Source organism: Haloechinothrix alba (assembly GCF_900188115.1).
Lineage (GTDB): Bacteria > Actinomycetota > Actinomycetes > Mycobacteriales > Pseudonocardiaceae > Haloechinothrix > Haloechinothrix alba.
In genome coordinates this window covers 136,319-162,394 of record NZ_FZNW01000004.1, presented here as the reverse complement: position 1 = coordinate 162,394, position 26,076 = coordinate 136,319, and the positions used below count along the sequence as shown (strand labels likewise).

The following is a 26,076-nucleotide window of genomic DNA, read 5'->3' as shown; positions in this document are numbered from 1 at the left end:
CGATAGGACTATCCCAGTACCGGCAACAGCACCGTACGCGCCGGCGCGGGACCGACCCGCGAACGTCATGCCAGGAGGAGGCCAGTGTCGACGGTTCCAGCAGAGCCAGCCGGCGCGAGCGATGCCGAGCTGATCGCCTCCGTCCGCGAGGGTGACCTCTCCGCGTACGGCACGCTCTACGAACGCCACGTCTCGGCGGCGAACAACCTGGCGCGGCAACTGGCCAGGTCCTCGACCGAGGCGGATGACCTGGTGGCGGACGCCTTCGCCAAGATGCTGGACACGTTGCGGGCCGGCAAGGGGCCGGACTCCGCGTTCCGCGCCTACCTGCTCACCACGCTGCGCCACTCCGCCTACGACAAGACCAGGCGAGACCGCAGGGTGGATCTCAACGAGGACATGAGCTCGGCCACCGGCGAGGTCGGCAGCGCGCTGACGGTACCGTTCTCCGACACCGCAGTGGCAGGCCTCGAACGCAGCATGGCCGCGCAGGCCTTCGCCCGCCTCCCGGAACGCTGGCAGGCGGTGCTGTGGCACACCGAGATCGAGCAACAGTCCCCCGCCGAGATCGCCCCCCTGCTCGGCCTGACCGCCAACGGCGTGTCCGCGCTCGCCTACCGCGCTCGCGAAGGGTTGCGGCAGGCATACCTGCAGGTCCATCTCTCCCAGACGTCCGAAGACCGCTGCAGGGCCACCGCCGACCGGCTCGGCGCGTGGACCCGTGACGGGCTGTCCAAGCGGGAACGCACGCAGGTGGAGGCCCACCTGGACGAGTGCGACAGCTGCCGCGCGCTCGCCGCGGAGCTCGCCGACATCAACGGGGCCCTGCGTGCCGTCATCGCACCGATCGTGCTCGGCGGGGCCGTGCTCGGTTACCTCGCGACCGCGGGAGCCGCCAAGGCCTCCGCGGCGGCCGGGGCGGCCGGGACAGCCGCTGCCACCACGGCTGCCGGAGCCGCGTCGGGAGCGTCCGGTGGGGCCGGTGCTGCCGGCGCTGCCGCGGGAGCGCCACGCCAGTTCCTCGGTGTCGCCGCGTCGGCGACCGCGGTGGCAGCGGCTGTCGCCGTCGGCATGGTCGCAGGCGGTGACCAGAGTATCCCGGAGGCGCAGCAACCGGCTCCCCAGCAGCAGGAGCAGCAGCAGGAGGAGGGCCCCCAACCACCGCCGCCTCCGGAGGAACCGGACTCGCCGGATGCACCACCGGCGGAGGACCCGCCGGACGGGGATGATCCGGAAACTCCGGACCTCCCGCCGCCGCCTGCCCCGGAACCGGAACCGGCTCCCGAACCCGCCCCGGCACCCGCGCAGCTGGATGCGGCCGGCCCGCCGGGCGGCATCGAGCTCACCCCTGGCGGCGAACCCACGGATGTGCCGATCACCGTGCGCAACGACGGGGAGTCGCCGTCCGATCCCGCCACGGTCACGCTCACGCTGCCCGACGGCGTCGTCGCCGAGTCCCATCCGAACGGCGGCAGCCAGCCGATGGGTGACTCGGGTGCCCGGTCGGCCGCGCCACCGCACGCCGGCGCGCGCACCCAGCAGCAGGACTCCGCCGACTCCGCGATCCGGTGCCCGAGCGGCACCGGTACCGTCTCCTGCGGCACCCGGGAAGGGCTCGACCCCGGCGAGTCGGTGACCCTGCTGTTCCGCCTGTCGGCCGGTGCGGGCGCCGAGCCCGGCGAGATCACCGGGACCGTGGACAGTGGCGACCTGGCCACGGTGCGCATCACCATCGCCGTCCGGATGGATCCCCCTGCGGACGGTGTCGCGGTCACGGCGCGGCCGTTCGGGCACGGCGTATCCGGCTCCGGCAACGGCAGGCTCTCGCACATCACGGTGACGAACACCGGGGAGACCACCGAGCGCGCCTCGCTGCACATCGATGGTCCCGCGACCGTGTTCAGCTGGCAGACACCGTGGCGTATGACCTGCACCTCCACTGCGGAGGAAACTCGCTGCACGACGCAGGACGCCCTCGAGCCCGACGACACGGTACGCGTCTGGACCCTGGTGCAGAACCGGTACGACCCGTGCGCGAACGACACCGTCACCGTGACCGGCCGCATCGGCATCGCCGAGGACAGCGACACCGTCACGGTCGGCTGGTGGTGGCCGTGCGACGTGCCACCGAACACACCACCGGGCGAACCGACCACGCCGTCGTCACCGCCCGTCCCGCAGACACCGGACACGCAGACGACGCCATCGCCGACACCGCCGACACCGCCGAGCGTGTCCACCCCGCCGAGCGTGCCACCGTCCGGCTCGCCGCCGGACGTGCCGCCCACGGCGAGCACCACACCTGCCACCCCGGAGACCTCGCCGTGGCAGGGCACACCCAGCTGGCCGCTGCCGCCCAGCTGGTCGAGCTTCCCCACCGGACCGGGTCCCGTTCCGTCACGATCACCCGATAAACCCAGCGCACCGGGTAATGACAGCCCGCACCCGCACGCGCCGCCCCGAGCACGCTGACTCGTGCCGGCGCGACCCCGTAAACTGCCTCGGGTGACTGTTGGTGATGCGCTCCTGCCGCATGTGCCGCCCGCGCTGCGCCCGGTCCTCGTCCGGCACAAGGAGCTGGTGAAGTTCGGGTTCGTCGGCGGTACCACGTTCCTCGTCGACAACGGCGTCTGGTACCTGCTCAAGCTCACGATCCTCACCGAGAAACCCACCACCGCCAAGGGCATCGCGATCCTCGTGGCCACCATCGTGTCCTACGTCCTCAACCGTGAGTGGTCCTTCCGGACCCGAGGGGGGCGGGAGCGACACCACGAGGCGGCATTGTTCTTCCTGATCAGCGGTGTAGCGATCGTCATCAACCTGATCCCGCTACTGATCTCCCGCTACGTACTCGACCTCGAGATCCCGCACGTGTCGCTGTTGGTGCAGGAGGTCGCCGACTTCACGGCCGGCTCGGTGATCGGGTTGCTGCTGGCGATGGCGTTCCGGTTCTGGGGCTTCCGGAGGTGGGTGTTCCCGCACGGGTACTCCCCGGACGACGCCACCCCGCTGCCGGTGACCGGCGACACCACCGCCGAGCACCGTCCGTGAGCCGTCCGGCGCGCGGGCGGAGGCGCCCGGCCGGTCAGCGCGGGGAGCTCTTCTCGGGCCAGTCCACCCCGGCGATCTCGGTGGACTTCGGCACCCGCAGGAAGACGCTGAACGTCGCCGGACGTTGCGCGGACAGCTCGAGCCGCCCGCCGTCGGCTTCGGCCAGCGCCCGGGCCAGCGCCAGGCCGACCCCCGTGGAGCCTGCCCCGGAGACCCCCCGATCGAACATATGCGGCACCAGGGCGTCCGGAATGCCCGGGCCGGTGTCGGACACCTGGATCACCACGGTGTCGTCCCGGTCGCGTGGCCGCGCGGACAGCGTCACCGGACCCGCACCGTGCCGCTTGGCATTGTCCAGCAGCACCCCGATGATCTCCCGCAGCCGCGCCGGGGTCGCCCGCACCATCAGTCCAGGCGCGATGCGCAGCTTCAACGTCCGCCCGTCCGCCTGCAGGACCGCGCGCCACTCCTCGGCGATCCGGGGAAGGGTGGTCGACAGCGGGAGGGGCTCCGCGCCCGACTCGCGCGCGGCCCTGGCGGCGGCGAGCAGCTCGTCCAGGACCTGGGCCAGCTGGTCGGCCTGCTCCTGAGCCGCCCCCGCATCCTCGACCACCTCGGAGTCGGAGTGCATGGTCAACGAGTCGAGGCGCAGCTGCACGGCTGTCAGGCGGCTGCGCAGCTGGTGGGAGACGTCCCCTACGAGCTGGCGTTCCCGGTGTACCAGGCTGGCCAGCGCACTGGCCGAGCTGTCCAGGGTCTCAGCGACCTGATCGAGCTCCGGCACGTTGTAGCGCTGCGGGTCCGGCCGGAAGTCTCCCGCGCCGAGCCGGGCCGCACGCTCGGCGACATGGTGCAGCGGCCGCACCAGCCTCCTGGCGGTCACCCCGGCTACCACGGTTCCCGTCCCCACGGATAACACCGCGAGCAGCAACACCGCGATCGTGACCTGGGTCTGGCGCGCGCGGAGGGGGCCGACCGGGGCCGCGAGCTCCAGGGAGGCGCTGTCGAGCAGCTCGACGCGCTCGACGATCTGCTCACCGTCGTGCTCGGCGCCGTAGGTCAGGTCCGGCCTGCCCGGCAGCCGCACCGTGAGCGACTCGTCGTCCCGCACGGCGAGACGCACCCGGCTGAGATCGAGGCTCTCGCCCTGCTCCACGCGGTCGTTGAGGCTCGCGGCGATCCGTTCGGCGCGTGTGCTCAGGTCGTCGCGGGTGATGTTGTGCACCAGCTCCCACGCGGTCACGCCGAGCGGTATTCCCAGTGCCGCCGCGGTCACGGTGACCGCCAGCAGGATCGCGAGCAGAATGCGCCTGCGCACTACCGGACCCTCAGGTGGTGTCGAAACGGAACCCGAGACCCCGCACCGTGGCGATGCGTCTCTCCAGGTCCGCCTGACTCATCGTGTGGTCACCCCGGCCGTCGATCTCGCCGCTGGCTATCGCCAGCTTGCGTCGCAGCCAGGAGATGTGCATATCCAACGTCTTGGTCGTCTTGGTTCCCAGGTCGTTCCAGACCTCGGAGAGGATCTCCTCACGGGAGACCACCTGCCCTGCCCGTTTCATCAGGACCCTGAGCAGCTCGAACTCCTTGTTCGCGAGTTGCATCTCGGTGCCGTGCACGGTGACGACCCGCGCACCCAGATCCATCCGCACGCCTGCGGCTTCCAGCACCTCGGGGGACCGGCGGCGCAGCAGCGCCCGAATCCGCGCGAGCAGCTCCGCGAGGCGGAACGGCTTGGCGACGTAGTCGTCAGCGCCCGCGTCGAGCCCGACGACGAAGTCGACCTCGTCGGTTCGCGCGGTCAACATGAGCACGGGAACGTCCGAACCGCTGGCGCGCAACCGCCGGCAAACCTCCAACCCGTCCATCTTGGGCAGCCCGAGGTCGAGCACGAGGAGGTCCGTCGGGTACTGCTTGGCCGCCTCGAGGATACCGGGGCCGTCCTCGAGGACCTCGACGTCGTACCCCTCCCTGAGCAGCGCGCGGGACAGCGGCTCGGCGATCGCCGGATCGTCCTCACCGAGAAGTACCTTGCTCACCTGACTCACTCTACGACGTACCCTCGTGAAACTATCGTGACCGTGGCCGACTACCGCACAGACTCCGAACTCGCGACCATGCTGGCCGACGCGGCCGACGCCGTCACGCTTGACCGGTTCCGCGCCAACGACCTCGCCGTGGACCGCAAGCCGGACCGCACACCCGTCACAGACGCCGACGTCGCGGTGGAGGACGCCATCCGGGCCCTGCTCGCCGAGCACAGGCCCGAGGACCTCATCGCCGGTGAGGAACGGGGAGGCGACGCGGAAGCGCTACCGGGTAAGCGTGTGTGGGTGATCGACCCCATCGACGGCACGAAGGGCTTCCTGCGTGGCTTGCCGGTGTGGGCCACGCTGATCGCACTGGTCGACGACGGGACGGTGGTATCCGGCATGGTCAGCGCACCGGCGCTGGGCAGGCGCTGGTGGGCACACGCCGGCGACGGTGCGTACACCGACGACGGGGGCGGTCCGCGGCCGATCGCCGTCTCGGGGATCCGGTCGCTGTCCGATGCGTTCCTTTCCACCACGAACCTGGCCACCTGGGCCGAGTACCACTCGCGTGCGGCGTACGTGGCGCTGGTCGACGCCTGCTGGGAGAACCGCGCCTTCGGCGACTTCTGGCACCACTGCCTCGTCGCGGAAGGTGCCATCGACCTCGCTGCCGAGCCGATCGTCAACCCGTGGGACATCGCCCCGTTCGCGGTCCTGCTCAGCGAGGCGGGCGGGCAGCTGACCGACCTGTCCGGTATCGCCCGGTTGGACGGCGGGAACGCGTTGTCCTCGAACGGGAGGCTGCACTCCGAAGCCCTGACGATCCTCGGGACCGAGCACATCCACTAACCGCCCGGGGCGAGCCGAAGGGCCCCTCGGGTACCGACGGTCAGCATTGGACGCACGGCAGGCAGGCGCGGTTCCCGGCTTCGGGAATCGCACGCTCCGGACCGGTTCACCCGCCGAGCGCGCGGACCACCCGGGACGGCGCGGGCCTGCCGAGCTGTTCGGCCATCCAGAGGCTCGTCGCCACGAGCTTGTCGAGGTCCACGCCGTGCTCGACACCGAGCCCGTCGAGCATCCACACCAGATCCTCGGTGGCGAGATTGCCGGTGGCAGAGGCCGCGTAGGGGCAGCCGCCGAGCCCGCCTGCCGAGGCGTCGACGGTGGACACCCCGGCGCGGAGCGCGGCCAAGGTGTTCGCCAGAGCCTGGCCGTAGGTGTCGTGGAAGTGCACGGCTACCGCATCGACGGGCACGCCCCGAGCGGACACAGCCGCGAGTACCCGCTCGACGTGTCCCGGAGTGGCCACTCCGATGGTGTCGCCAAGCGAGAGCTGCGAACACCCCAACTCCCTGAGCCGGGCTGCGACGTCCGCGACCTGCTCCGGAGCCACCCCGCCCTCCCACGGGTCGCCGAAGCACATCGACAGGTAGCCGCGCACGTCGAGGCCCGCGGCACGGGCGCGCTCGACGACAGGGGCGAACATCTCGAACTGCCCTGTCAGGTCGGAGTTGAGGTTGCGGCGTGCGAACTCCTCCGTGGCGCTGGCGAACACCGCGATGTGCGTCACTCCGGAAGCCAGCGCCCGGTCCAGGCCCCGCTCGTTCGGCACGAGCACCGGGTACCGCACGCCGTCGTGGCGATCGATCCCGGCAAGCAGCTGCTCCGCGTCGGCGAGCTGGGGAACCCAGTCCGGATGGACGAAGCTCGTCGCCTCCAGCGTGGTCAGCCCCGCCTCGGCGAGGCGGCGCAGGAACTCCGCCTTCACCTCGAGCGGGACGATCGATTGCTCGTTCTGCAGACCGTCGCGCGCACCGACCTCCCAGATCGTCACACGCTCGACGACGCCGTCCGCGGGGAAGCGGTCCGGCATTCCCAGTTCCCGTGTACCCATGACCTACGACAGTACCGCTGATACGGCTGCAGCTCCGGCCCGATCGGCTCAGGCGTCCTCCGTCGGGTCGTCGGCGTACTCGTTCTCGCTGACCTGGAAGTAGATCGCGGAGTGGACCTGCTCCACCGAGGGGATGTCGTCGTACTCGAGGGCCTGCTCGGAGGCGGACTCGATGATCAGCGAGCCGCAGCCGAGGATGCGGTCGGCCAGCGAGTGCTCGAACCGCACACTGTTGATCCGGTTCATCGGGATGTCGATACCGGTGCGCTTGAAGACTCCCTCCCGGGAGATCACTCGTTCGGTCGTGACGATGAAATGGGTGGTCCGCCACCGCGCGATGGGTGCGATGACCAGCCAGATGAGCGCGATCAGCCCGACGGCACCGATGGCGATCAGCGTCACCATGTCCCACGGCTCGTCGAGATCACGGGCGAGTACGGCGAGCCACCCGCCGCCCCCGAGTACGACGAGTCCGGTCAGGATCGGCACGAAAAGCATCTTGACGTGCGGATGCTTGTGCTCGACGACCTTCTCCGACTCGCTGACGATGCCCTTCGGGTAGCCCACGCTCGCACACTCCCGTATCTGTCCGTGTCCGCTCTGACCCGGTCGGTCGCGACGCACGCCTGCCGGCGTCGATATGGTGCCCTGACGTGCCGCTCGCCCGGCTTCGTACCGAGGTCGTGCACAGGCTACGCCAGACGGGCGCACGCCACGAGCGCGTGAACCGTGCTGCGTATCGCTCGATCAGGTGCGTCTGCGTACGTGGACGACGTCGCCCGCGACCACGGTGTGCCTGGTGCCGTCAGCGGAGTCCACCAGGAGCTGGCCGATCGGGTCCACGTCTCCGGCGCGGCCGGTCAGCACCGCGCCGTCCGGCAACGTGACCTCGACGGGTTCTCCCAGCGTGCGGCAGTGCATCCGGTACTCGGAATGCATCCCGGCATCGTCGATGTCCCCTGAGGAGACGCGCCACCGCCTCTCCCGGTCGGCCAGCGCCCGTAGCAACGTGATCGCCACTTCCGTCCGGTCGGTGACGCGCGCACCGTGTTCGTCCAGCGAGGTCGCTGGCAGCGCGCCCGGACCGGGCGTGACATCGGGAACCGGGTGCACGTTGACGCCGATTCCCAGCACAGTGGCCGGATGTGCCGGGTCGGCCTCGGGAACCATCTCGGAGAGGATGCCCGCGCACTTGGCCTCGGCCTCCGCGTCGCCGACGAGGACGTCGTTCGGCCACTTCAGGTGCGCAGACACGCCGGCCTCGCGAGCCACGTCCAGCACAGCCAGCCCGGCCACGAGCGCGATCGAGCTGAGGTTGCGCACGGGTACCCCGGCCGGGCGCAGCAGCACGCTCAGGTAGACACCGCAGCCGGCAGGCGAGGTCCAGGTGCGCGAGTGCCTGCCTGCGCCCGCGGTCTGTTCCCCGGCGATGCGCACGGTCAGGTCCGCGGCGCCGCGCGCGGCCGCGTCCCGCAGATCGGCGTTCGTCGATCCCGTACTGTCCACAACCTCGACAGCGGCATAGGGACCGTTCGGGGCGGCCAGGTGCGTGCGCAACCGCTCGCCGTCGAGTGCCGTGTCTGGTGCCGTCATGGTCTCAGCGTAGAACGAGTTCCGTGATATTGCTGACCTCTCACCCGCGCGTGGCGTCGCACGAGGTTAAGCTCGCGGGCTATGAGCAGCGCAACGGAGCCGATCGGACCGCCGTCGCCGGAGGGCGGTGACAAAGCCGATATCCACACCACGGCCGGCAAGCTCGCCGACCTGTACCAGCGAAACCACGAAGCCGTCCACGCAGGGTCAGAGCGCGCGGTAGAGCGCCAGCACGCCAAGGGCAAGAAGACCGCACGCGAACGCATCGACATGTTGCTCGACCCCGGTTCGTTCGTCGAGCTCGACGAACTGGCCAGGCACAGGTCGACCAACTTCGGGCAGGAGAAGTCACGCCCCTACGGCGACGGCGTCGTGACCGGCTACGGCACGGTCGACGGCCGTCCCGTGTGCGTGTTCAGCCAGGACGTCACCGTGTTCGGCGGCTCGCTCGGCGAGGTCTACGGCGAGAAGATCGTCAAGGTCATGGACCTCGCCATCAAGACGGGCAGGCCGATCGTCGGCATCAACGAGGGCGGCGGGGCCCGCATCCAGGAGGGCGTGGCCTCCCTCGGTCTCTACGGCGAGATCTTCATGCGCAACACCAAGGCCTCCGGCGTGGTACCGCAGATCTCGCTGATCATGGGCGCCAACGCGGGCGGGCACGTGTACTCGCCCGCGCTGACGGACTTCGTGGTGATGGTCGACCAGACCTCCCAGATGTTCATCACCGGCCCTGATGTGATCAAGACGGTCACCGGCGAGGAAGTGACCTTCGAGGACCTTGGGGGTGGCCGGACCCACAACACCAAGTCCGGCAACGCGCACTACCTCGGCGCTGACGAGGATGACGCGATCTCCTACGTCCAGGAGCTGCTGTCCTTCCTCCCGTCGAACAACATGGCGGAACCACCGGTGTTCGACGCGCCGCACCCGCAGGGCGAGGCCATCGCCGACGGCATCACCGACGAGGACAGCGAGCTGGACACCCTCGTGCCCGACTCGCCGAACCAGCCCTACGACATGCACGAGGTCATCAGGCGTGTCGTCGACGACGGCGAGTTCCTCGAGGTGCACGCGCTGTTCGCGCCCAACATTCTCGTCGGGTTCGGCCGGGTGGACGGCCAGAGCGTCGGCATCGTGGCGAACCAGCCGACACAGCTCGCGGGCTGCCTGGACATCGACGCATCCGAGAAGGCAGCGCGGTTCGTGCGCACCTGTGACGCGTTCAACATCCCCGTGCTGACGTTCGTGGACGTGCCCGGCTTCCTGCCCGGCACCGACCAGGAGTGGGACGGCATCATCCGGCGCGGGGCGAAACTGATCTACGCCTACTGCGAGGCCTCCGTCCCGAAGATCACGGTGATCACCCGGAAGGCCTACGGCGGCGCCTACGACGTGATGGGGTCCAAGCACCTCGGCGGGGACATGAACCTGGCGTGGCCCACGGCGCAGATCGCCGTGATGGGTGCCCAGGGCGCCGCCAACATCGTCTACCGCAAGACGCTGGCCGAGGCCGAGCAGGAAGGGCGCGACGTCGAGGCGCTGCGCAGCGAGCTCATCCAGGAGTACGAGGACACGCTGTGCAACCCGTACGTGGCGGCGGAGCGCGGGTACGTGGACTCGGTGATCCCGCCCTCCTACACTCGCGGCTACGTCTCGCGTTCGTTGACGATCCTCAACGAGAAGCGCGAATCGCTACCTCCGAAGAAGCACGGCAACATCCCGCTGTAGGGCACACCAGCCGGAGGACGTCATGAGCGAGGAAGGCAACGAAACCACCGAGGGTGAGGCGCGGCGACCGCACCTGCGTGTCGTGCGCGGCAGGCCGGACGATCACGAGGTAGCCGCGCTGACCGTGGCGCTGAGCGGGTCCACCGCACGGGAGGAACCCGAACCCGCACGCGGCGGGTGGTCCCGCTGGGCCGACCCCGCTGCACGGCTGCGCCGCCCGCTGCGGCCGGGGCCCGGTGCCTGGCGTGCATCGGCACGGCCGCAGTAACCGCACGCGACGGCCGTCGCGGCTACCCACCCGTCCAGGCGGCCTGCCGGTCGGATGATGCGCCGATCGTCCGGCCGGCAGGCCACTGATGTATCTCGGGATCCGGCCCGATCGCTAGGGTCTGGCCATGGCACAAGACCTCGACACCGCTGAGCGAGCGGCCACGGCCGACGAGCGGACGACCCTGGAGACCTTCCTCGACTACTACCGGGATGCGGTCACGCGCAAGGTCCACGGCGTCTCCGGCGAGGACGCCCGGCGCAGCCTCGTGCCGTCGGCAACAACGCTCGCGGGACTGCTCAACCATCTGTGCTGGGTGGAGTTCAGCTGGTTCGAGGTTGTCCTCGCGCAGACACCGCGATCCGAGCTACCGCGGCCGCCCTGGAGCAAGGACGACCCGGACGCGGACTTCCGGGTGGGGCCGGAGGAGTCGGTAGCCGACCTGATCGAGCGGTACCAACGCCAGTGCACGCGATCCCGGGAGATCGCCGCGCGGTACGAGCTGTCGCACACCGTGCCGAACCGCAGGCTCGGCGAGGTCTCCCTGCGGTGGATCTACATCCACATGCTCGAGGAGACCGCGCGACATGCCGGGCACGCGGACATCCTGCGCGAGCAGATCGACGGCACCACCGGCGACTGACGCGGGCCGCCGGAACTACACTCGTCGCGTGCGTTTCGTCCTTGCCTCCGCCTCCCCCGCACGGCTCGGGGTGCTGCGCAATGCCGGTGTCGAGCCCGTCGTGCGGGTATCGGGCGTCGATGAGGACGCCGTGGCCGCAGGCCTGACAGACCCCACCCCCGAGCGTCTGGTGACGGCACTCGCCGCCGCCAAGGCCGATGCCGTGGCCGCCGAGGTCGCCACCGAACACCCGGACGCGGTCGTGATCGGGTGTGACTCCATGCTCTCGCTGCACGGGGAGATGATCGGCAAGCCGAACGACCCGCGGGTCGCACGGGAACGCTGGAAGCGCATGGCAGGGCACAGTGGTGAGCTGCTGACCGGGCACGCCGTTGTGCGGCTGGACGGCGGCGCGCGCACCAAGGACGCCGTGGAGTCCCGGACGACGACCGTTCGCTTCTCCGCGCCGAGCGGTGTCGAAATCGAGGCATACGTCGCCACCGGCGAGCCACTGTCCGTCGCGGGCGGGTTCACCCTCGACGGGCTCGGCGGCTGGTTCGTCGACGGCGTCGACGGTGACCCCTCCAGCGTGATCGGTATCAGCCTGCCACTGACCCGCTCGCTGCTTGCCGAGGTCGGCGTGCGCGTGGTCGACCTGTGGCGGCCACGGAACCAGGAGTAGCCGCGGCGCGTCCCACCGTCAGCTGGTTCCGGTTGCCGCGCCAACCTCGCCCGTGCTGCACTACCCGCGAACCGCGGTACCGACATCGCCGTTTCGAGGGGGACACCGTGACCGATTCACCGGATGAGCAGGCGGGCAACACGCCGATCCCGCCGGAGTTCCCTCCGGTGGTCTACCTGCCGCTGGCCGAGCACACCGAGAACCCGGAGGAGGCCGTCGTCGAGCTGCGGCGGACCAGGGACGGGCGCATGGCGCTGATGGCCTACTCGGCGATGGACCGCCTGAAGTACTGCTGCGGCGAGCAGCAGCCCTGGATGGTCCTGCCGACGGCGTACCTGGACAACATCCAGCAGGTGCAACCGTTCGACCTGGTCCTGCTCGACGTCATCATTCCCGAGGAGCACCGGCACGGGAGTGTCTCGGCATGAGCGGGCACGGTGTCGAGGACGGTGTGCTGGACGGCATCGCCGCCACGTTGCAGGAAGCCGGGGGCGACCTCGACGAGATCGGCCGGTCGGTGCCGGATCCCCCGGACGCGGGTGAGGCGGGCCCCGCGATAGTCGGCATCGTGTCCCAGCTCGTCGACAACGCCGGGCAGCTCGTCCTCGGGCTGAAGGCGATGGGCGAGGCCATCGCCGAGGCCGGCGTGGACTACGCCGACTACGAGGTCCGCGCCGCCGAGGAACTGGAAGGCGCCGCGACCGAGGGGGAGTAATGGGCATCGACACGAAGATCGACGGCGACCCGGAAAGCATCTGGGCCACGGCCGACTGGGTGCGCGACTCACTGGCCGACGGGATCGAGGACGGCGCTTCCAAGATCCTCTCCGCGCGCAACGACGCCGACTCGGGATGGGAAGGGCCAGCCTCGGAGAACTTCCGCGGTCAGATGACCGACGGCGGGCGCAAGGCCGATGACTTCGCCGAGGCAGCCCGCCAGATGGCACGGAAGTTCGAGGACATCGGCGGTGCGCTCAAGCGCGCCCAGGACGATATGGCCGATATCTGTAACAGGGCGGCCTCAGCCGGTCTGGTCGTCGACGGGCAGACCATCCAGCCACCCGGTTCCGCCCCGCCGGATCCCGGCCCGGCACCGTCCGGAAACGGTGTAACCCAGCAGGAACGACGCGACCATCAGGACGCCGTCGCGGCACAGGAAGTGCACGCGGCCAAGGTCGAGGCGTACGAGAAGGCCGAGCGGGACGCCGAAGACGTCCGGCGGAGCTGGCAGCAGGCCGTCGACGAGCTCAACGACACGTCCAACGACACGAGCACGAAAGCCTGGTTCACGGTGGCGGACATCGCGACGGAGACCATGGCCGCTGCGAGTGCTGCCTATTCTTCGCACTTGTTTGACCGGGCACAATTCTATCGCAACGACGCCGCTCAGGCACTACGACATCTCAACCGTTCGTACACAGAGGTCGTTTACAATCGAACGGCATTTTACGATCAACAGGACTACCTGAACAATCGCAAGGCCACGAGTGCCAGCGCCGCGAGAGACCTGGAAGAGCGATCTGCCAGAGCGCGCGCAAAATCGCAGTTGTTCGTCAAGGGTGGCGGGGCCGCGCTCGCCATCGGCGGAATCGCGTACGACATTCACCAAGGAAAGGACCCGGCGCAGGCTGTAGCTTCCGGCGGCGCGGGGTTCGCGGCTTCGGTCGGGGCCGGCGCGGCGGTGGGTGCTGTTGTTGGTGGTCCGGTAGGGGTCGCCGTCGGCACAGTTGTCGGCGCGGGAGTAGGCGTGTTCACCTCGGGCATGGTCGACTCCCTCTGGGAGAACGGCGTGGGCAACGTCGGTGACGCCGTCGTGGACGGAGGTAAGACGGTTGCCGAGACCGGACAAGCAATCGGGGAGGGACTCGCGACAGCAGGCGAGCAGACTGGCGACTTCGCCAGTGACGTCGGTAGCGCCGTCGCAGGAGGGGCCAAGGATGCCTGGGATGCCGTCTTCTGATCTCGTACCCTGGCCGGATGTGTGGCCCAAGAAGGCTCCATGGCCCCACTATCAACACATGGTGAGCATCACCCTACTCCTGTTCGTCGGTCCGTTGACTGTCGCAGTCATCGGGTATTCCACTGGGGAGACCGGGATAGCTAGTTATTCGCTTGCCCTCGCGCTCATCGGGGCACAAATATGGTGGCTCGGCTACCACGCGTGGTTTCGCGACTACCCGCAAGGTGTCGACGAACTGACTGCGTATACGACCGATAACGGAGTACCGGGTCTAATAATTCCTGTATCGAACGATGCGCCCCGTCGTACACTGCTGCTCACAGCCAGCTTGGCAGGACTACTGGCTGCTGGTGCCGCCCACGCCGCTGTACAGGACCACGAGAGTACTTACGTGTGGGGTGCGTTGGCAGTGTATTTCGCCCTCTTTCCCGTTCTTCTCACTCGAAGCAAGTTCCTCCGATCCTACCTCGTGGTTACCCGTGAAGGGGTCTGTCATCGCGGCTGGACTTTTCGGTCCTTCTTGCCATGGTCAAGCATCCAAATGATCTTCGCCGCCTACAACCGAATCCCCTATATCGTCGTCTTCGGGTACGAGGACGCCCAATGGGAACGTCGTCAACTGATGAAGGTGTGGCGACACGACAAGCCAACCAAGTTCCGCCGTAGCGACGGCAAACGCCGGATTCCCGGAATCCTCATCCAGAGCAAGATGCTGTCGGCCGATCCAGCGATCGTTCTCGCGCTTCTCGGCTTCTACCTCGAACACCGTCACGCCCGCGACGAAATCGCCAGCGGAGCTGCGCTCGCACGTGCGCGAGCGGGCGACTTCCGCTAGCCGACGCTCCGGACCGACGTGCAGTGGCTATACCCCACCTGGCCCAGCTCGAGCAGAGTTCCGCACGCATCACTGGCGACCGGTACGTGACGATCGCCCCTGCTCACGCCTGCGCCCGGTGAGCACAAGTGCGATGGCGCCTGCGACGGCTCCCCACAGCGCGTTGACGAGGAGCACGGGGACGACCGCGAACCCGAACGATGTCGCCAGCGGGCCTTGCAGCTCTCCGCTGACGATCGGCGACAGGACGGCGCTGAGGACGATGGCGAAGACACCGTAGGCGATCCCGGTGAGCACGAGGGTCAGCACGGGCTCGGCGACCCGCGCGACCACGACGGCGGCGACCCACACCACCGAGATGACCGCCGTCACCAAGACGGGACCGAGCGGCGTCCCCAACGCATCCATACCTCCGGTCATGCTCAGCACCGGACGGATCAGGGCGAACGCGCCCAGCCCGAGCACGAGTGCCCACCGCACGTTCTTGATATCGGCTATGCCCACGACATTCGTCCATCGGCGGCGACCACGGTATCCGGTAACGCCCCCAGCTCCCCCTGAGATCGACCCCGGCCCACCTCCGGGTACAGGACGAGAGGCGTACCGGGATGTGCGCTCCCCCGTTCGATGCTCGAACCCGCGCGAGCGGGCACACTGGGTCGTCGGGGATGGCCCGTCTCACGCCGAACGTGAGCAGACTCTCGATCCACGAATCGCCACGAGTCCGTAAACTCCCCCCAAGACCTTACGTACATATGTATATACACGTCAGGTGTGAGCGGCTCGTCACAGACGGTACGGGCGACTCGTTGCAGAGAGTATGAACAGCTCGTGACAGAGGAGGTTAGGGCGTGCCCGAGACAGCCCCGGAGCACGGCAGACAGCCAGTGACCAAGGTACTCGTCGCCAACCGTGGCGAGATCGCCGTTCGGGTCATCCGGGCGGCGAAGGACGCCGGCCTGGGCAGCGTGGCAGTCTACGCCGACCCCGACCGGGACGCACCGTTCGTCCGTTTGGCTGACGACGCCTTCGCGCTGGGTGGCTCGACGGCGGCGGACAGCTACCTCGTCTTCGACAAGCTCCTGGAAGCGGCCAAGCGCTCCGGTGCCGACGCCGTCCACCCCGGGTACGGGTTCCTCTCCGAGAACGCCGACTTCGCTCAGGCCGTGATCGACGCCGGGCTGACCTGGATCGGACCGTCCCCGCAGGCCATCAGGGACCTCGGTGACAAGGTAACCGCCAGGCACATCGCCGATCGCGCGAACGCGCCGCTGGTGCCCGGCACCAAGGACCCGGCGGCGTCCGCGGACGAGGTCGTGAGCTTCGCCGAGAAGCACGGCCTGCCTGTGGCCATCAAGGCCGCCTACGGCGGTGGTGGCCGGGGACTCAAGGTGGCGCGCACCATCGAGGAGATCCCCGAGATGTTCGACTCGGCCACCCGGGAGGCCGTCGCGGCGTTCGGCAGGGGCGAGTGCTTCGTGGAGCGCTACCTGGACAGGCCCCGGCACGTGGAGGCGCAGGTCATTGCGGACAAGCACGGGAACGTGATCGTGGCAGGCACGCGCGACTGCTCGCTGCAGCGGCGGCACCAGAAGCTCGTCGAGGAGGCACCGGCGCCGTTCCTGACCGACAAGCAGCGGGACAGTATCCACGAGTCCGCCAAGGCGATCTGTCAGGAAGCCGCCTACTGGGGCGCGGGGACGGTCGAGTACCTCGTCGGCGAGGACGGCACCATCTCCTTCCTCGAGGTCAACACGAGGCTGCAGGTGGAGCATCCGGTCACGGAGGAGACCACGGGCATCGACCTCGTTCGCGAGCAGTTCCGCATCGCGGCCGGTGAGCCGTTGCGCTTCACGGCCGACCCCGAACCTCGCGGCCACTCGATCGAGTTCCGGATCAACGGCGAGGACGCGGGCCGGAACTTCCTCCCGGCACCGGGCACCGTCACGCGGTTCGTGCCGCCGGACGGGCCGGGCGTCCGCGTCGATGCCGGGGTCGAGTCGGGCACTGTGATCGGCGGGCAGTTCGACTCGTTGCTGGCCAAGTTGATCGTGACCGGCTCCGACCGGCAGAACGCCCTGGAGCGCAGCCGCAGAGCCCTCGACGAGATCGTCGCGGAGGGTATGGCCACCGTCGTGCCGTTCCATCGCGCCGTCGTGCGCGACCCGGCGTTCGTCGGGGAGGACGGTTTCACCGTGCACACCCGGTGGATCGAGTCCGAGTTCGACAACGTGATCGAGCCGTTCGAGGCCGGTGCGGCCGGCGCCGAGGACTCCGACGAACAGTCCCGCAGGAACATCGTCGTCGAGGTCGGCGGGCGCAGGCTCGAGGTCTCGGTGCCGAGCGACTTCGGCGGATCGGGCAGCAGCAACGGGACAGCGACCAAGACCAAGCCACGTAAGCGCTCCACCGGCAAGTCGGCATCGGTATCCGGCGACGCCGTGACCGCGCCGATGCAGGGCACGATCGTGAAGCTTCCCGTCTCCGAAGGCCAGCAGGTGGAGGCAGGCGAGCTCGTCGTGGTGCTCGAGGCGATGAAGATGGAGAACCCGGTGAACGCGCACAAGTCCGGTACGGTCACCGGCCTGTCGCTCGAGATCGGCGAGACCGTCAACCAGGGCACCGTGCTCTGCGAGATCCAGGACTGACCACCCAGCAGTGTTGTGCTGAATGACGCTTTCAGTCCCGCTGATGGACTGAAAGCGTCATTCAGCACCCGTAGGATCGCGGTGTGGACCCGGACCTACCCGAGTTCCGGATCAGTGATGCTGACCGGCAGGAAGCGCTCGACGCGCTGAGCGAGCACGTGCGCGACGGGCGGCTGGACATCGACGAGTACGGCGAGCGGTCGGCTCGCGTCACCACGATCAAGACGCTCGGCGAGCTCGCCGAGCTTTTCGTCGACCTGCCCCGGCCCCGGCCCGCCGTGCTGGATCGCCCCGCGCAACGACGGGAACCGGCCGAGAACGCGCCAGCCACGCGCCCGGCCCGCTCCCCCGGCGCGTGGCTGGCATCCAGCGCCGTGCCGCTCTCGGCGATCCTGGCCATCGTCCTGTACTTCACCATCGCCCGAGGCATGTTCCTGGTGTTCCTGATCCCTGTCGCGGTGGCCCTGCTGGTCGGCGCCGCGAACGGGCGCGGCCGGCCGGGCGCGCGCTGACCGGCGCGCACACCCGCCGCGGGCAGCGAGTAGCGTCGGACGCGTGGAGCCCGTTGAGATCAACGCCGGAACGTACTACCTTCGCCAGCTACGCGCGGACGACCGGATCGACGACCGTCCGGCCCTGCTCGAAGCCTTCGCGGACCCCGAGACGCAGCGGTACCGCAGCTCTCGCATCGCTGACCTGGACACCGCTACGGACTACATTCGCACCCGCGAGCGGGAGTGGGCCAGTGACGAGCGCTACACCTGGGTGGTCGCCGACCAGACCACCGGGGCCCTGCTCGGCGAGGTGGATCTCAAGAACATCGATCCCGTTGACCGGACAGCCGAGCTCAGCTGCTGGACCCATCCCGCGCACCGCGGCAAGGGCATCATCACACCCGCGATCCAGGCCGTGCTGCGGTTCGCCTACGGCGGGCTCGGGCTGCACCACATCTCCTACCAGCACGCGGCGAGCAACCAGGTCTCGCGGCGGGTAGCCGAGAAGTGCGGCTTCACCCTGGACGGCACCCTTCGCGAAGCCATCGTCATCGACGACAAGCCCGAGGACCTGCTCGTCTGGTCCCGGCTGTCCACCGACGGCTGAGCGCCGGAGCCTGCCGACGCGGGGTCAACGCTGCGTGCCCACGTCGAGCGCGTCCAGGTGCGGGCGAACATCAGGGGCTACCCGCCTGCTGGCGTCCGCGGCCTCGTCGTCGGGCTGGGACTGCGAGTCGCGCTCGGCTGCCACCCGCGCGACATAGGTCTCCACCTCTCGCTCGGTGGTCTTACCGGACCATCCGAGTATCCCAGCCATGATCTCGGCGACCTGGCGAGCGCAGTCCACACCCCTGTGCGGGCACTCGATCGCGATCCGGGTGCGCCGCGCGAGGACATCCTCCAGGTGCAGCGCACCCTCGTGGCTGACCGCGTACGCCACCTCCACACGCAAGTAGTCCGGTGCGTGCTCGAGGGGGCGCAACCATTCCGGCTCGTTCTCGGCCAGCGCCAGCAGCTCGTGCACCAGCGCCCCGTACCGGTCCAGCAGGTGACGCAGCCGGTACGGATGCAGACCGTACTGCGCCGCCAACCGGTCGGCCTGGTTGACCAGCGCGTGATACCCGTCCGCCCCCAGCAGCTGTACCTTGTCGGTGATCGAGGGCTGCACCCTCGTCGGCAGATCGATCGCGGCGGCGTTGACCGCGTCGGCCGCCATGACCCGGTAGGTCGTGTACTTGCCACCCGCGATCGCGACCAGGCCGGGAGCCACCCGCGCGACGGCGTGCTCGCGGGAGAGCTTGGACGTCTCCTCGCTCTCCCCGGCAAGCAACGGGCGCAACCCGGCATAGACGCCCTCGATGTCGTCGTGGGTCAGCGGCGTGGCGAGTACCGCGTTGATCTCACCGAGGATGTAGTCGATGTCCTGCTTGGTGGCCGCGGGGTGCGCGAGATCCAGCCGCCAGTCGCTGTCCGTGGTGCCCAGGATCCAGTGATTGCCCCACGGGATCACGAACAGCACCGACGACTCGGTGCGCAGGATCATGCCCGACTCGGAGACGATCCGGTCGCGCGGGACCACCACGTGCACACCCTTGCTGGCCCGCACCCTGAAACGGCCTCGACTACCCGAGAGCTGCTGCAGCTCATCGGTCCACACCCCGGTGCAGTTGACGACCGCACCCGCGAGGACCTCCACTTCCCGGCCGTCCTCGACATCCCGGACGCGCACGCCGGAAACCCGGTCGGCCTCGTGCAGGAAGTCGACGACCTGGGTCGAGGTACGTACCACGGCTCCGTAGCGGGCGGCCGTGCGTGCCAGCATCATCGTGTACCGCGAGTCGTCGACCTGCGCGTCGTAATAGCGGATGCCCCCGACCAGCGAGTCCCGCCGGAGCGCGGGGACCATCCGCAGCGCACCCGCCCGGGTCAGGTGCTTCTGCCCGGGAACCGAGCGGGCCCCGCCCATCGTGTCGTACAGGAACAGCCCCGCCGCAGTGTAAGGACGCTCCCACACCCTGTGTGTCAGCGGGTACAGGAAGCTGACGGGCTTGACCAGATGCGGAGCCAGTTTGGTGAGCATCAGCTCCCGTTCGGCGAGCGCTTCGCGCACCAGGGAGAACTCCAGCTGTTCCAGGTACCGCAGACCACCGTGCACGAGCTTGCTCGAGCGGCTCGACGTCCCCGACGCGAGGTCACGCGCTTCTACAAGCGCGACCCGCAGCCCCCTGGTGGCGGCATCCAGCGCGGTCCCCGCACCGACCACGCCGCCACCGATCACGACGAGATCGAAGGACTCCTTACCCAGCCGCTGCCACGCGTCCTCCCGGTCCACGACGCCCAGGCGACCTATTCCCGACCAGCTGGCCGTACGCGCTTGCCTGCCCACCGCGCGCTCCTCTCGACGTCAACGATGGTGTCACGGTAACCCTGCGCGCACGCGTGTGCCCGGATTACCCCGCGCACGGTGTATGACACGTCCGGTTCGGACTGCTCGCGCCTGCCCGCTGATACGCGGCACGCTCTGGTCCTGCCGCCGACCCCTAGTCCAGGTCGTCGTGCCGCATGAGCTGCCGCCCGGCCTCGGTCAGCGAGCCGGACAGCGAGGGGTACACCGCGAAGGTCAGCGCGAGGTCGTGTGCGGTGAGCTGGTTCTGCACGGCAAGGGCGATGGGCAGGATGTGCTCGCTGGCCATCGGGGCCACCACGACGCCCCCGATGACCACTCCGGTGGCCGGCCGGCAGAACAGTTTCACGAACCCGTGCCGGAGCCCTTCCATCTTCGCGCGCGGATTGGTCGCCAGCGGCAGCATGATCGTGCGGGCCGGTACCTCGCCCGCGTCGATCGCCTGCTGGCTGATGCCCACCGTGGCCAGCTCCGGGTGGGTGAACACGTTCGCGGCCACGGTCTTGAGCTTGATCGGGGAGACGCCCTCACCGAGCGCGTGCCACATCGCGATCCGACCCTGCATGCTGGCGACCGAGGCCAGCATGAGCAGCCCAGTGCAGTCACCCGCGGCGTAGATGCCCGAGGCGCTGGTACGGGAAACCCGGTCGACCGGGATGAAGCCACGCGAGTCCGTCTCGATCCCGACCGTCTCCAGCCCGATGCCGGAGGTGTTCGGAACCGAGCCGACAGTCATCAGCGCGTGGCTACCCTCGATCGTGCGACCGTCACTGAGGTGTACGACCACCCCGTTCTCGGTACGTTCGACCTGCTCCGCGCGGGCGTGCTTGGCCAGGGTGGCACCCCGCTGGCTGAACACCTCCTCGATCACGGCCGCGGCGTCGGCGTCCTCGTGCGGCATGATGCGGTCCCGGCTGGAGACCACCGTGACGCGCACGCCCATCTCGGTGTACGCCGAGGCGAACTCCGCGCCGGTCACGCCGGACCCGACCACGATCAGGTGCTCCGGCATCTCGTCGAGGTCGTAGAGTTGCCGCCAGTCCAGTATCCGCTCCCCGTCCGGCACCGCACCGGGCAGCACGCGCGGCGTCGCGCCGGTGGCGATGAGCACGAAGTCCGCGGTGAGCCTCTCGGTCTCGCCGCCGTCGACAGTCACCTCGACCTCGTGGACGGCCAGACCCGGTTCGGCGTCGCACAGCCGGGCGGTGCCGGTGAGCACCCGCACGCCTTCACGCTGGACCCGTGCCTTGATGTCGGCCGACTGGGCGAGCGCGAGGCCCTTGACGCGGCCGTGCACCACGTGGTTGTCGACCGTGACGTTGTCCAGGTCCAGCGACACCCCCAGCTCACCCATACCGTGCAGCCCGGCTCGCGCGCCCGACGTGGCGATGAGTGTCTTCGACGGCACACAGTCGTACAGGACACAACCGCCGCCGAGTGCGTTCTGGTCGATCACGGTCACGTCAGCACCATGCTGGGCGGCGACCAGCGCCGACTCGTAGCCTGCGGGCCCACCACCCATGATCACGATCCTGGTCACGCGGCCTCCTCCGCTCGACAATCTGAGCCACTGCCACCGTACGTGGCGGCCGCCTGAACGTGCTCGGCACCCACGGCGCTGCTACCGTGAACACACAGTTCCCGCACGCCGATGATCAACGAGCTACTAGGCTGTCGACCGTGCCTCTTTACGCCGCTTACGGATCCAACATGGATCCCGCGCAGATGATGGAGCGCGCACCCTTGTCTCCCCTTGCCGGCACCGGCTGGCTCGAGGGGTGGCGCCTGACGTTCGGAGGAGAGGACGTCGGGTGGGAAGGAGCTCTCGCCACCATCGTCGAGGACCCCGAGTCCAGGGTGTTCGTCGTGCTCTACGACGTCAGCACGTTCGACGAGGACAGGCTGGACCGCTGGGAAGGCGGGGAGCTGTTCCTGCACAACAAGATCCGGTTGCGCGTGCAGACGATGGAAGGTGACGTGCTCGCCTGGTTCTACGTGCTGGACGCCTACGAGGGCGGCCTGCCGTCGGCGCGCTATCTCGGCATGCTGGCCGACGCGGCCGAGGCCGCGGGCGCGCCCGCCGATTACGTGGCCAACCTGCGTACCCGGCCGTGTATCGGGATCGGCCCCTGAACGCACCGTGTCGGGCGCTCCGGCATCCCGTGTCGGGCGCGGCTACAGTCCTCGGTGCCGGAACGCCGCCCGCCGCTCGGCCAGCAGGCGCGACGGCTCGGCGAGATCGGCTGCCGTTGCCCGTACTACGAGCCATCCGCGACACCGCAGGTCTTCCTCCCGCGCCGCGTCCGCCGCACGAGCACGACCGTGGCCAGCGCCTGATCACAACAGGCCAGAGCCGTCCTTGCCGAACGCCCGCACAGCAGGTCGGTCAGCGCCCTGTCCACCGCGTGCACCGGTAGAGCGGACAGCTCGACGACATCCCCCGGCTCCGTGGGCCCGTGATGCAGCACGACACCCGAGCGGCGAGCGGGCCACCGGTCGTAGGGCACCTGTACGTGTACGGGTGCCGGTTCGGCGGCATCGCAACCGTGCAGGGGGTCGGCAACGAGGTCGTCCACGCCCTCCAATCCGCCCGTGCAGCGGGTCGGCCGGGAGTACCGGACGAACATCCGTGGACAACCGCGCCGTCGTAGCCGCTGAAGCGCCCAGCTCGGGGTGCCGGGGCGCCCGACGCGGTTAGGAGGCGAGGACGGTGTGCACGAGCGTGCGGACACCCACCAGCAGCGCGCGCTCATCCAGCTCGAAGGTCCCCTGGTGGATGTCCCGCACCGGACCGTGGCCCGGCCAGACTCCCAGACGGGCGAAAGCCCCCGGAACGTGTTCGAGGTACCAGCCGAAGTCCTCCCCTCCGGAGGACTGCTCGATGTCGACGAGCGCGTCCGAGCCCAGCGCCGCCGCCGCACCCGCGCGCAGCTGCGCGGTACTGTCCTCGTCGCAGACAACGGGCGGCACGCCACGCCGGTAGTCGAAGTCGAGCTCGACCCCTGTCGGCGCGACCAGCGCCTCGACCGCGGAGGCCACGAGCGGCTCCAGCTCGCGCCAGACCTCTCGGTCTGCCGTACGCAACGTGCCGAGCAACGAGCCGTGCTCGGGCACCGTGTTCGGCGCATCCCCGGCATGCACCGATCCCCAGGTCAGCACCGTCCCGGAGCGGGGGTCGACCCGTCTGGACAGCACGCCGGGCAGTCCCGTGACCACCGTGCCCAGCGCGTGCACCAGGTCGGCTGTCAGGTGCGGGCGCGCGGTGTGCCCTCCCGGCGAGCTCAGTCGCAGCGTGACGAGATCGGCAGCCGAGGTCACCGCACCGGTACGGGACCCGATCGTGCCGACCGGAAGGTGCGGCGCACAGTGCAGGGCGAAGATCCGGTCGACCCCGTCCAGCCAGCCCTCCGAGATCACGTCCAGCGCGCCGCCGTGCATGACCTCCTCCGCGGGCTGGAAGATGAGGCGCACCTTGACCGGCAGCTCGGGGGCAGCGGTCAGCGCCATCGCCGTGGCCATCAGGATCGCCGTGTGCGCGTCGTGCCCGCAGGCATGCGCGACACCGTCCACGGACGACGCGAACGGGAGACCGGTGGCCTCGGTGATCGGGAGCGCGTCCATATCGGCCCGCAGCGCGACACAGGTGTCGCCGCTACCGATGTCACAGACGACGCCGGTCCCGCCGGAGAGCACGGTCGGCCGCAGGCCGAGCGAACGCAGCACCGACTCGACGAGCTCGGTGGTGCCGTACTCCCTGTTGGACAACTCCGGGTTGGCGTGAATATGCCTGCGCCAGGCGACGACATCGGACACGCTGCGCGTCAAGCTCTGCTCCAGCCAGTCCGGTCCGCGCCCGGCGGCGAGATCCGGCACGGACGCCATGCTGACACCGCTCGCCGTGATCGCACCGTCGAGCGAGGCATCGGTGATGGCCTGCTGGTCGCCACGGTCACCGGGCACCTCTGGCCGCGAGAACGCAACTGTCATTGGCCACCTCCACAGCCGGAACCGACGACGGCGCGCGAAGTCTGCGGAGGCAACGCAGATCGAGGGGCAGTCATGGTGGTACGCATTTGCCACTCATTGTGCATGACGCCGGAGCGGGTTGTGCGCCGATTCACGTAGCGACGAGACAGCCGGTCGCTCGAATGCGGCGAATGGTTACGCAGAGTTCGCTCGCGCGGTAACGTAGGACCGCAGCCCGACGGTGATCAGCCGCTCGACGGGTTCCGGCGTTCGGAGCGGACGTGCCGGCCCCAGAGCACGATGCCGAGCAGCAACACCGCGGCTCCCCCGACGATGAGCTTGTCGTCGCTGTCCTTCGCGTTGGGATCGAGGCGCGGCCCCTCGTTCGGAGCGCCCTCCTCGCCGGTGCCGTCCTCGTCCTGGTCTTGCTCCTGCTCCTGGGCCTGTTCCCCGGCCTGCTCACGGGCCTGCTCCTCGGCCTGCTCGGCCACGACCTCCGGGTCACTGGCCGCGCTCGGCGTGCCCCGCACGGTATGCTCCTCGGGGCCTGCCAGCCCGAGCGTCGGCACCAGCGCGGCGATCACTCCGACGAGCAGTAGCGTGAACGCCACGCCGCGCACCTTCGTCATCACGCTGCCTTCCGGTCCGGTTCCTGTGCCCCACGTTCGAGCCCGCGATCGAGCCCAGCGAGCATGCCCGGGAACGATATCGCCCTTGACAGTGTGCCCGTTCGACCACGGTGTGTCATCTCGGCACGCTGACAACACGGTGCTGCCCGTGCCCGCTTCCGGGCCCCGCAACCGGATCCTGCTGATGAGCCCCGCTACCGGATCCTGCTACTGGTCACCGTCGTGCGAGAAGGCGTTCAGTATGCGGTGCGCGGCCAGCGCCGGGGTGAGTTCCCCGTCCCGCACCGCCTGCTCGACGCCAGGTACGAGGTCGCGGACACCCGGGTGCCGCTCCAGCCGCGAGAGCAGCTCGTCCCGCACCATCGACCAGGTCCAGTCCACCTGCTGCTGCCTGCGCTTCTCCGCGAGCGACCCGGACGACTCGAGCGACTCGTGATGGGTGACGAGCTGCTGCCAGACGGTGTCCAGGCCCGTACCACTCAGGCCGCTGCAGGTCAGTACCGGTGGTGTCCAGTCGGCATCCGGACCGTAGAGCAGGCGGAGCGCACCCTGCAGCTCCCGCGCGGCCTTACGCGCCTGCTGCTGGTACTCGCCGTCGGCCTTGTTCACCGCGATGACGTCGGCGAGCTCGAGCACGCCCTTCTTGATGCCCTGCAGCTGGTCGCCGGTGCGGGCCAGCGTCAGGAACAGGAAGGAGTCCACCATGTTCGCCACGGTGACCTCGGACTGGCCGACGCCGACGGTCTCGACGAACACGATGTCGTGTCCGGCCGCCTCCATCAGCACGATGGTCTCCCGCGTCGCCCCGGCCACCCCGCCCAACGTGCCCGATGTCGGCGAGGGCCGGATGAACGCGCCGGGCTCGACGGCCAGCCGCGCCATCCGCGTCTTGTCCCCGAGGATGCTGCCGCCGGAACGCGTCGACGAGGGGTCGACGGCGAGCACGGCGAGGCGGTGACCCTTCTCGAGCAGCATGCTGCCGAGCCCGTCGATGAACGTCGACTTGCCGACGCCGGGGACCCCGGTGATGCCCACTCGCATCGACCGCCCCGCGTGCGGGAGGAGCCGCGTCAACAGCTCCTGCGCCTGCGCGCGATGCTCGGCACGGCTGGACTCGACCAGCGTGATCGCCCGGGAGAGCATGCCCCGGTCGCCTGCCAGGACTCCCTCGGCGTACGAGGCCACGTCGATCTTCTTGGGCGGCATGGGGTCAGTATTCCTCGCAGAGTTCCTCGCGGGTCGTCGCTACGTCCGGCGGGTGGGC

The 26,076-nt window shown here is 69.3% G+C and carries 27 protein-coding genes; 15 read left to right on the top strand and 12 right to left on the bottom strand.

The window, feature by feature from the left end; translation table 11 throughout:
- Positions 1 to 84 precede the first annotated feature (84 nt).
- Positions 85 to 2,472, top strand: a complete 2,388-nt coding sequence (locus tag CHB84_RS04705) for a sigma-70 family RNA polymerase sigma factor (RefSeq protein ID WP_089300241.1) — start codon at positions 85 to 87, stop codon at positions 2,470 to 2,472.
- A 33-nt stretch (positions 2,473 to 2,505) separates the two neighbouring features.
- A complete protein-coding gene (locus CHB84_RS04700) occupies positions 2,506 to 3,051 on the top strand; it encodes a GtrA family protein (RefSeq protein ID WP_089300240.1) in 546 nt (181 codons plus the stop codon).
- A 34-nt stretch (positions 3,052 to 3,085) separates the two neighbouring features.
- Here CHB84_RS04700 and CHB84_RS04695 read toward each other — a convergent pair whose 3' ends face one another.
- Both CHB84_RS04695 and CHB84_RS04690 read right to left on the bottom strand, forming a co-directional pair.
- Positions 3,086 to 4,369 (bottom strand): ATP-binding protein, encoded by a 1,284-nt coding sequence (locus tag CHB84_RS04695; RefSeq protein WP_089300239.1) that lies wholly within the window; start codon positions 4,367 to 4,369, stop codon positions 3,086 to 3,088.
- Between the two features lie 10 nt (positions 4,370 to 4,379).
- Positions 4,380 to 5,090, bottom strand: a complete 711-nt coding sequence (locus CHB84_RS04690) for a response regulator transcription factor (protein WP_089300238.1) — start codon at positions 5,088 to 5,090, stop codon at positions 4,380 to 4,382.
- Positions 5,091 to 5,126: 36 nt separating this feature from the next.
- Here CHB84_RS04690 and hisN point away from each other — a divergent pair, with 36 nt between their 5' ends.
- Positions 5,127 to 5,933 (top strand): histidinol-phosphatase, encoded by an 807-nt coding sequence (gene hisN, locus CHB84_RS04685; RefSeq protein ID WP_245818557.1) that lies wholly within the window; start codon positions 5,127 to 5,129, stop codon positions 5,931 to 5,933.
- Between the two features lie 106 nt (positions 5,934 to 6,039).
- On the opposite strand, the gene CHB84_RS04680 is transcribed toward hisN, so the two are convergent.
- The 3 genes from CHB84_RS04680 to CHB84_RS04670 form a co-directional block, all read right to left on the bottom strand.
- Positions 6,040 to 6,981 (bottom strand): hydroxymethylglutaryl-CoA lyase, encoded by a 942-nt coding sequence (locus CHB84_RS04680; RefSeq protein WP_089300237.1) that lies wholly within the window; start codon positions 6,979 to 6,981, stop codon positions 6,040 to 6,042.
- 48 nt (positions 6,982 to 7,029) lie between these two features.
- On the bottom strand, positions 7,030 to 7,548 hold the full coding sequence (locus CHB84_RS04675) for a PH domain-containing protein (protein ID WP_089300236.1): 519 nt from the start codon (positions 7,546 to 7,548) through the stop codon (positions 7,030 to 7,032).
- Positions 7,549 to 7,728: 180 nt separating this feature from the next.
- The gene (locus CHB84_RS04670) at positions 7,729 to 8,574 is read right to left on the bottom strand and encodes a biotin--[acetyl-CoA-carboxylase] ligase (protein WP_089300235.1); all 846 of its coding nucleotides are present in this window, start codon (positions 8,572 to 8,574) and stop codon (positions 7,729 to 7,731) included.
- An 81-nt stretch (positions 8,575 to 8,655) separates the two neighbouring features.
- Between CHB84_RS04670 and CHB84_RS04665 the strand changes: the two genes are divergently transcribed.
- The 8 genes from CHB84_RS04665 (at position 8,656) to CHB84_RS22265 (ending at position 14,671) form a co-directional block, all read left to right on the top strand.
- Positions 8,656 to 10,305, top strand: a complete 1,650-nt coding sequence (locus tag CHB84_RS04665; protein ID WP_089300234.1) for an acyl-CoA carboxylase subunit beta — start codon at positions 8,656 to 8,658, stop codon at positions 10,303 to 10,305.
- Between the two features lie 22 nt (positions 10,306 to 10,327).
- Positions 10,328 to 10,573 (top strand): acyl-CoA carboxylase subunit epsilon, encoded by a 246-nt coding sequence (locus tag CHB84_RS04660; RefSeq protein WP_089300233.1) that lies wholly within the window; start codon positions 10,328 to 10,330, stop codon positions 10,571 to 10,573.
- Between the two features lie 127 nt (positions 10,574 to 10,700).
- On the top strand, positions 10,701 to 11,216 hold the full coding sequence (locus CHB84_RS04655; protein WP_089300232.1) for a DinB family protein: 516 nt from the start codon (positions 10,701 to 10,703) through the stop codon (positions 11,214 to 11,216).
- 28 nt (positions 11,217 to 11,244) lie between these two features.
- Complete coding sequence (locus CHB84_RS04650) at positions 11,245 to 11,877, top strand: Maf family protein (protein WP_089300231.1); 633 nt, start codon at positions 11,245 to 11,247, stop codon at positions 11,875 to 11,877.
- Between the two features lie 107 nt (positions 11,878 to 11,984).
- Positions 11,985 to 12,305 (top strand): SAV_915 family protein, encoded by a 321-nt coding sequence (locus CHB84_RS04645; protein ID WP_245818556.1) that lies wholly within the window; start codon positions 11,985 to 11,987, stop codon positions 12,303 to 12,305.
- A complete protein-coding gene (locus CHB84_RS04640) occupies positions 12,302 to 12,592 on the top strand; it encodes a hypothetical protein (protein ID WP_089300230.1) in 291 nt (96 codons plus the stop codon). The genes CHB84_RS04645 and CHB84_RS04640 overlap by 4 nt, the downstream gene beginning before the upstream one ends.
- Positions 12,592 to 13,836 (top strand): WXG100 family type VII secretion target, encoded by a 1,245-nt coding sequence (locus CHB84_RS04635; RefSeq protein WP_089300229.1) that lies wholly within the window; start codon positions 12,592 to 12,594, stop codon positions 13,834 to 13,836. Before CHB84_RS04640 ends, CHB84_RS04635 begins: the two co-directional genes overlap by 1 nt.
- Before the next feature lie 58 nt (positions 13,837 to 13,894).
- Positions 13,895 to 14,671, top strand: a complete 777-nt coding sequence (locus CHB84_RS22265) for a M73 family metallopeptidase (RefSeq protein WP_141134566.1) — start codon at positions 13,895 to 13,897, stop codon at positions 14,669 to 14,671.
- A gap of 69 nt (positions 14,672 to 14,740) precedes the next feature.
- Here CHB84_RS22265 and CHB84_RS04625 read toward each other — a convergent pair whose 3' ends face one another.
- Positions 14,741 to 15,175 (bottom strand): hypothetical protein, encoded by a 435-nt coding sequence (locus tag CHB84_RS04625; RefSeq protein WP_217898467.1) that lies wholly within the window; start codon positions 15,173 to 15,175, stop codon positions 14,741 to 14,743.
- 347 nt (positions 15,176 to 15,522) lie between these two features.
- On the opposite strand from CHB84_RS04625, the gene CHB84_RS04620 reads away from it, so the two are divergent.
- The 3 genes from CHB84_RS04620 to CHB84_RS04610 all read left to right on the top strand — a co-directional run bounded on the left by CHB84_RS04620 (position 15,523) and on the right by CHB84_RS04610 (position 18,420).
- The gene (locus tag CHB84_RS04620; RefSeq protein WP_089300227.1) at positions 15,523 to 17,319 is read left to right on the top strand and encodes an acetyl/propionyl/methylcrotonyl-CoA carboxylase subunit alpha; all 1,797 of its coding nucleotides are present in this window, start codon (positions 15,523 to 15,525) and stop codon (positions 17,317 to 17,319) included.
- Positions 17,320 to 17,402: 83 nt separating this feature from the next.
- Positions 17,403 to 17,831 carry a DUF1707 SHOCT-like domain-containing protein gene (locus CHB84_RS04615; RefSeq protein WP_089300226.1) on the top strand — a complete coding sequence of 143 codons (429 nt, stop codon included), beginning with the start codon at positions 17,403 to 17,405 and terminating at the stop codon, positions 17,829 to 17,831.
- Between the two features lie 43 nt (positions 17,832 to 17,874).
- A complete protein-coding gene (locus tag CHB84_RS04610; RefSeq protein ID WP_089300225.1) occupies positions 17,875 to 18,420 on the top strand; it encodes a GNAT family N-acetyltransferase in 546 nt (181 codons plus the stop codon).
- 24 nt (positions 18,421 to 18,444) lie between these two features.
- Here CHB84_RS04610 and CHB84_RS04605 read toward each other — a convergent pair whose 3' ends face one another.
- A complete protein-coding gene (locus CHB84_RS04605; RefSeq protein WP_245818555.1) occupies positions 18,445 to 20,199 on the bottom strand; it encodes a glycerol-3-phosphate dehydrogenase/oxidase in 1,755 nt (584 codons plus the stop codon).
- Between the two features lie 154 nt (positions 20,200 to 20,353).
- The gene (locus tag CHB84_RS04600; protein ID WP_089300224.1) at positions 20,354 to 21,757 is read right to left on the bottom strand and encodes an NAD(P)H-quinone dehydrogenase; all 1,404 of its coding nucleotides are present in this window, start codon (positions 21,755 to 21,757) and stop codon (positions 20,354 to 20,356) included.
- 140 nt (positions 21,758 to 21,897) lie between these two features.
- Here CHB84_RS04600 and CHB84_RS04595 point away from each other — a divergent pair, with 140 nt between their 5' ends.
- On the top strand, positions 21,898 to 22,350 hold the full coding sequence (locus tag CHB84_RS04595; protein ID WP_089300223.1) for a gamma-glutamylcyclotransferase family protein: 453 nt from the start codon (positions 21,898 to 21,900) through the stop codon (positions 22,348 to 22,350).
- Between the two features lie 125 nt (positions 22,351 to 22,475).
- Here CHB84_RS04595 and CHB84_RS04590 read toward each other — a convergent pair whose 3' ends face one another.
- From CHB84_RS04590 to meaB, 4 genes are all read right to left on the bottom strand, one after another.
- Positions 22,476 to 22,793 carry a hypothetical protein gene (locus CHB84_RS04590; RefSeq protein WP_245818554.1) on the bottom strand — a complete coding sequence of 106 codons (318 nt, stop codon included), beginning with the start codon at positions 22,791 to 22,793 and terminating at the stop codon, positions 22,476 to 22,478.
- Between the two features lie 118 nt (positions 22,794 to 22,911).
- On the bottom strand, positions 22,912 to 24,204 hold the full coding sequence (locus CHB84_RS04585; RefSeq protein WP_089300222.1) for an amidohydrolase: 1,293 nt from the start codon (positions 24,202 to 24,204) through the stop codon (positions 22,912 to 22,914).
- Between the two features lie 224 nt (positions 24,205 to 24,428).
- Positions 24,429 to 24,794 carry a hypothetical protein gene (locus tag CHB84_RS04580; protein ID WP_141134565.1) on the bottom strand — a complete coding sequence of 122 codons (366 nt, stop codon included), beginning with the start codon at positions 24,792 to 24,794 and terminating at the stop codon, positions 24,429 to 24,431.
- Between the two features lie 225 nt (positions 24,795 to 25,019).
- Positions 25,020 to 26,018, bottom strand: a complete 999-nt coding sequence (gene meaB, locus CHB84_RS04575; RefSeq protein ID WP_089300220.1) for a methylmalonyl Co-A mutase-associated GTPase MeaB — start codon at positions 26,016 to 26,018, stop codon at positions 25,020 to 25,022.
- Positions 26,019 to 26,076: the final 58 nt, after the last annotated feature.

Bases quoted from the DNA above. Each gene is read 5' to 3' on its own strand.
- CHB84_RS04680 (WP_089300237.1), bottom strand. From the start codon at position 6,981: ATGGGTACACGGGAACTGGGAATGCCGGACCGCTTCCCCGCGGACGGC.
- CHB84_RS04670 (WP_089300235.1), bottom strand. From the start codon at position 8,574: ATGACGGCACCAGACACGGCACTCGACGGCGAGCGGTTGCGCACGCAC.
- CHB84_RS04665 (WP_089300234.1), top strand. From the start codon at position 8,656: ATGAGCAGCGCAACGGAGCCGATCGGACCGCCGTCGCCGGAGGGCGGT.
- CHB84_RS04660 (WP_089300233.1), top strand. From the start codon at position 10,328: ATGAGCGAGGAAGGCAACGAAACCACCGAGGGTGAGGCGCGGCGACCG.
- CHB84_RS04655 (WP_089300232.1), top strand. From the start codon at position 10,701: ATGGCACAAGACCTCGACACCGCTGAGCGAGCGGCCACGGCCGACGAG.
- CHB84_RS04640 (WP_089300230.1), top strand. From the start codon at position 12,302: ATGAGCGGGCACGGTGTCGAGGACGGTGTGCTGGACGGCATCGCCGCC.
- CHB84_RS04635 (WP_089300229.1), top strand. From the start codon at position 12,592: ATGGGCATCGACACGAAGATCGACGGCGACCCGGAAAGCATCTGGGCC.
- CHB84_RS22265 (WP_141134566.1), top strand. From the start codon at position 13,895: ATGGTGAGCATCACCCTACTCCTGTTCGTCGGTCCGTTGACTGTCGCA.
- CHB84_RS04585 (WP_089300222.1), bottom strand. From the start codon at position 24,204: ATGACAGTTGCGTTCTCGCGGCCAGAGGTGCCCGGTGACCGTGGCGAC.
- meaB (WP_089300220.1), bottom strand. From the start codon at position 26,018: ATGCCGCCCAAGAAGATCGACGTGGCCTCGTACGCCGAGGGAGTCCTG.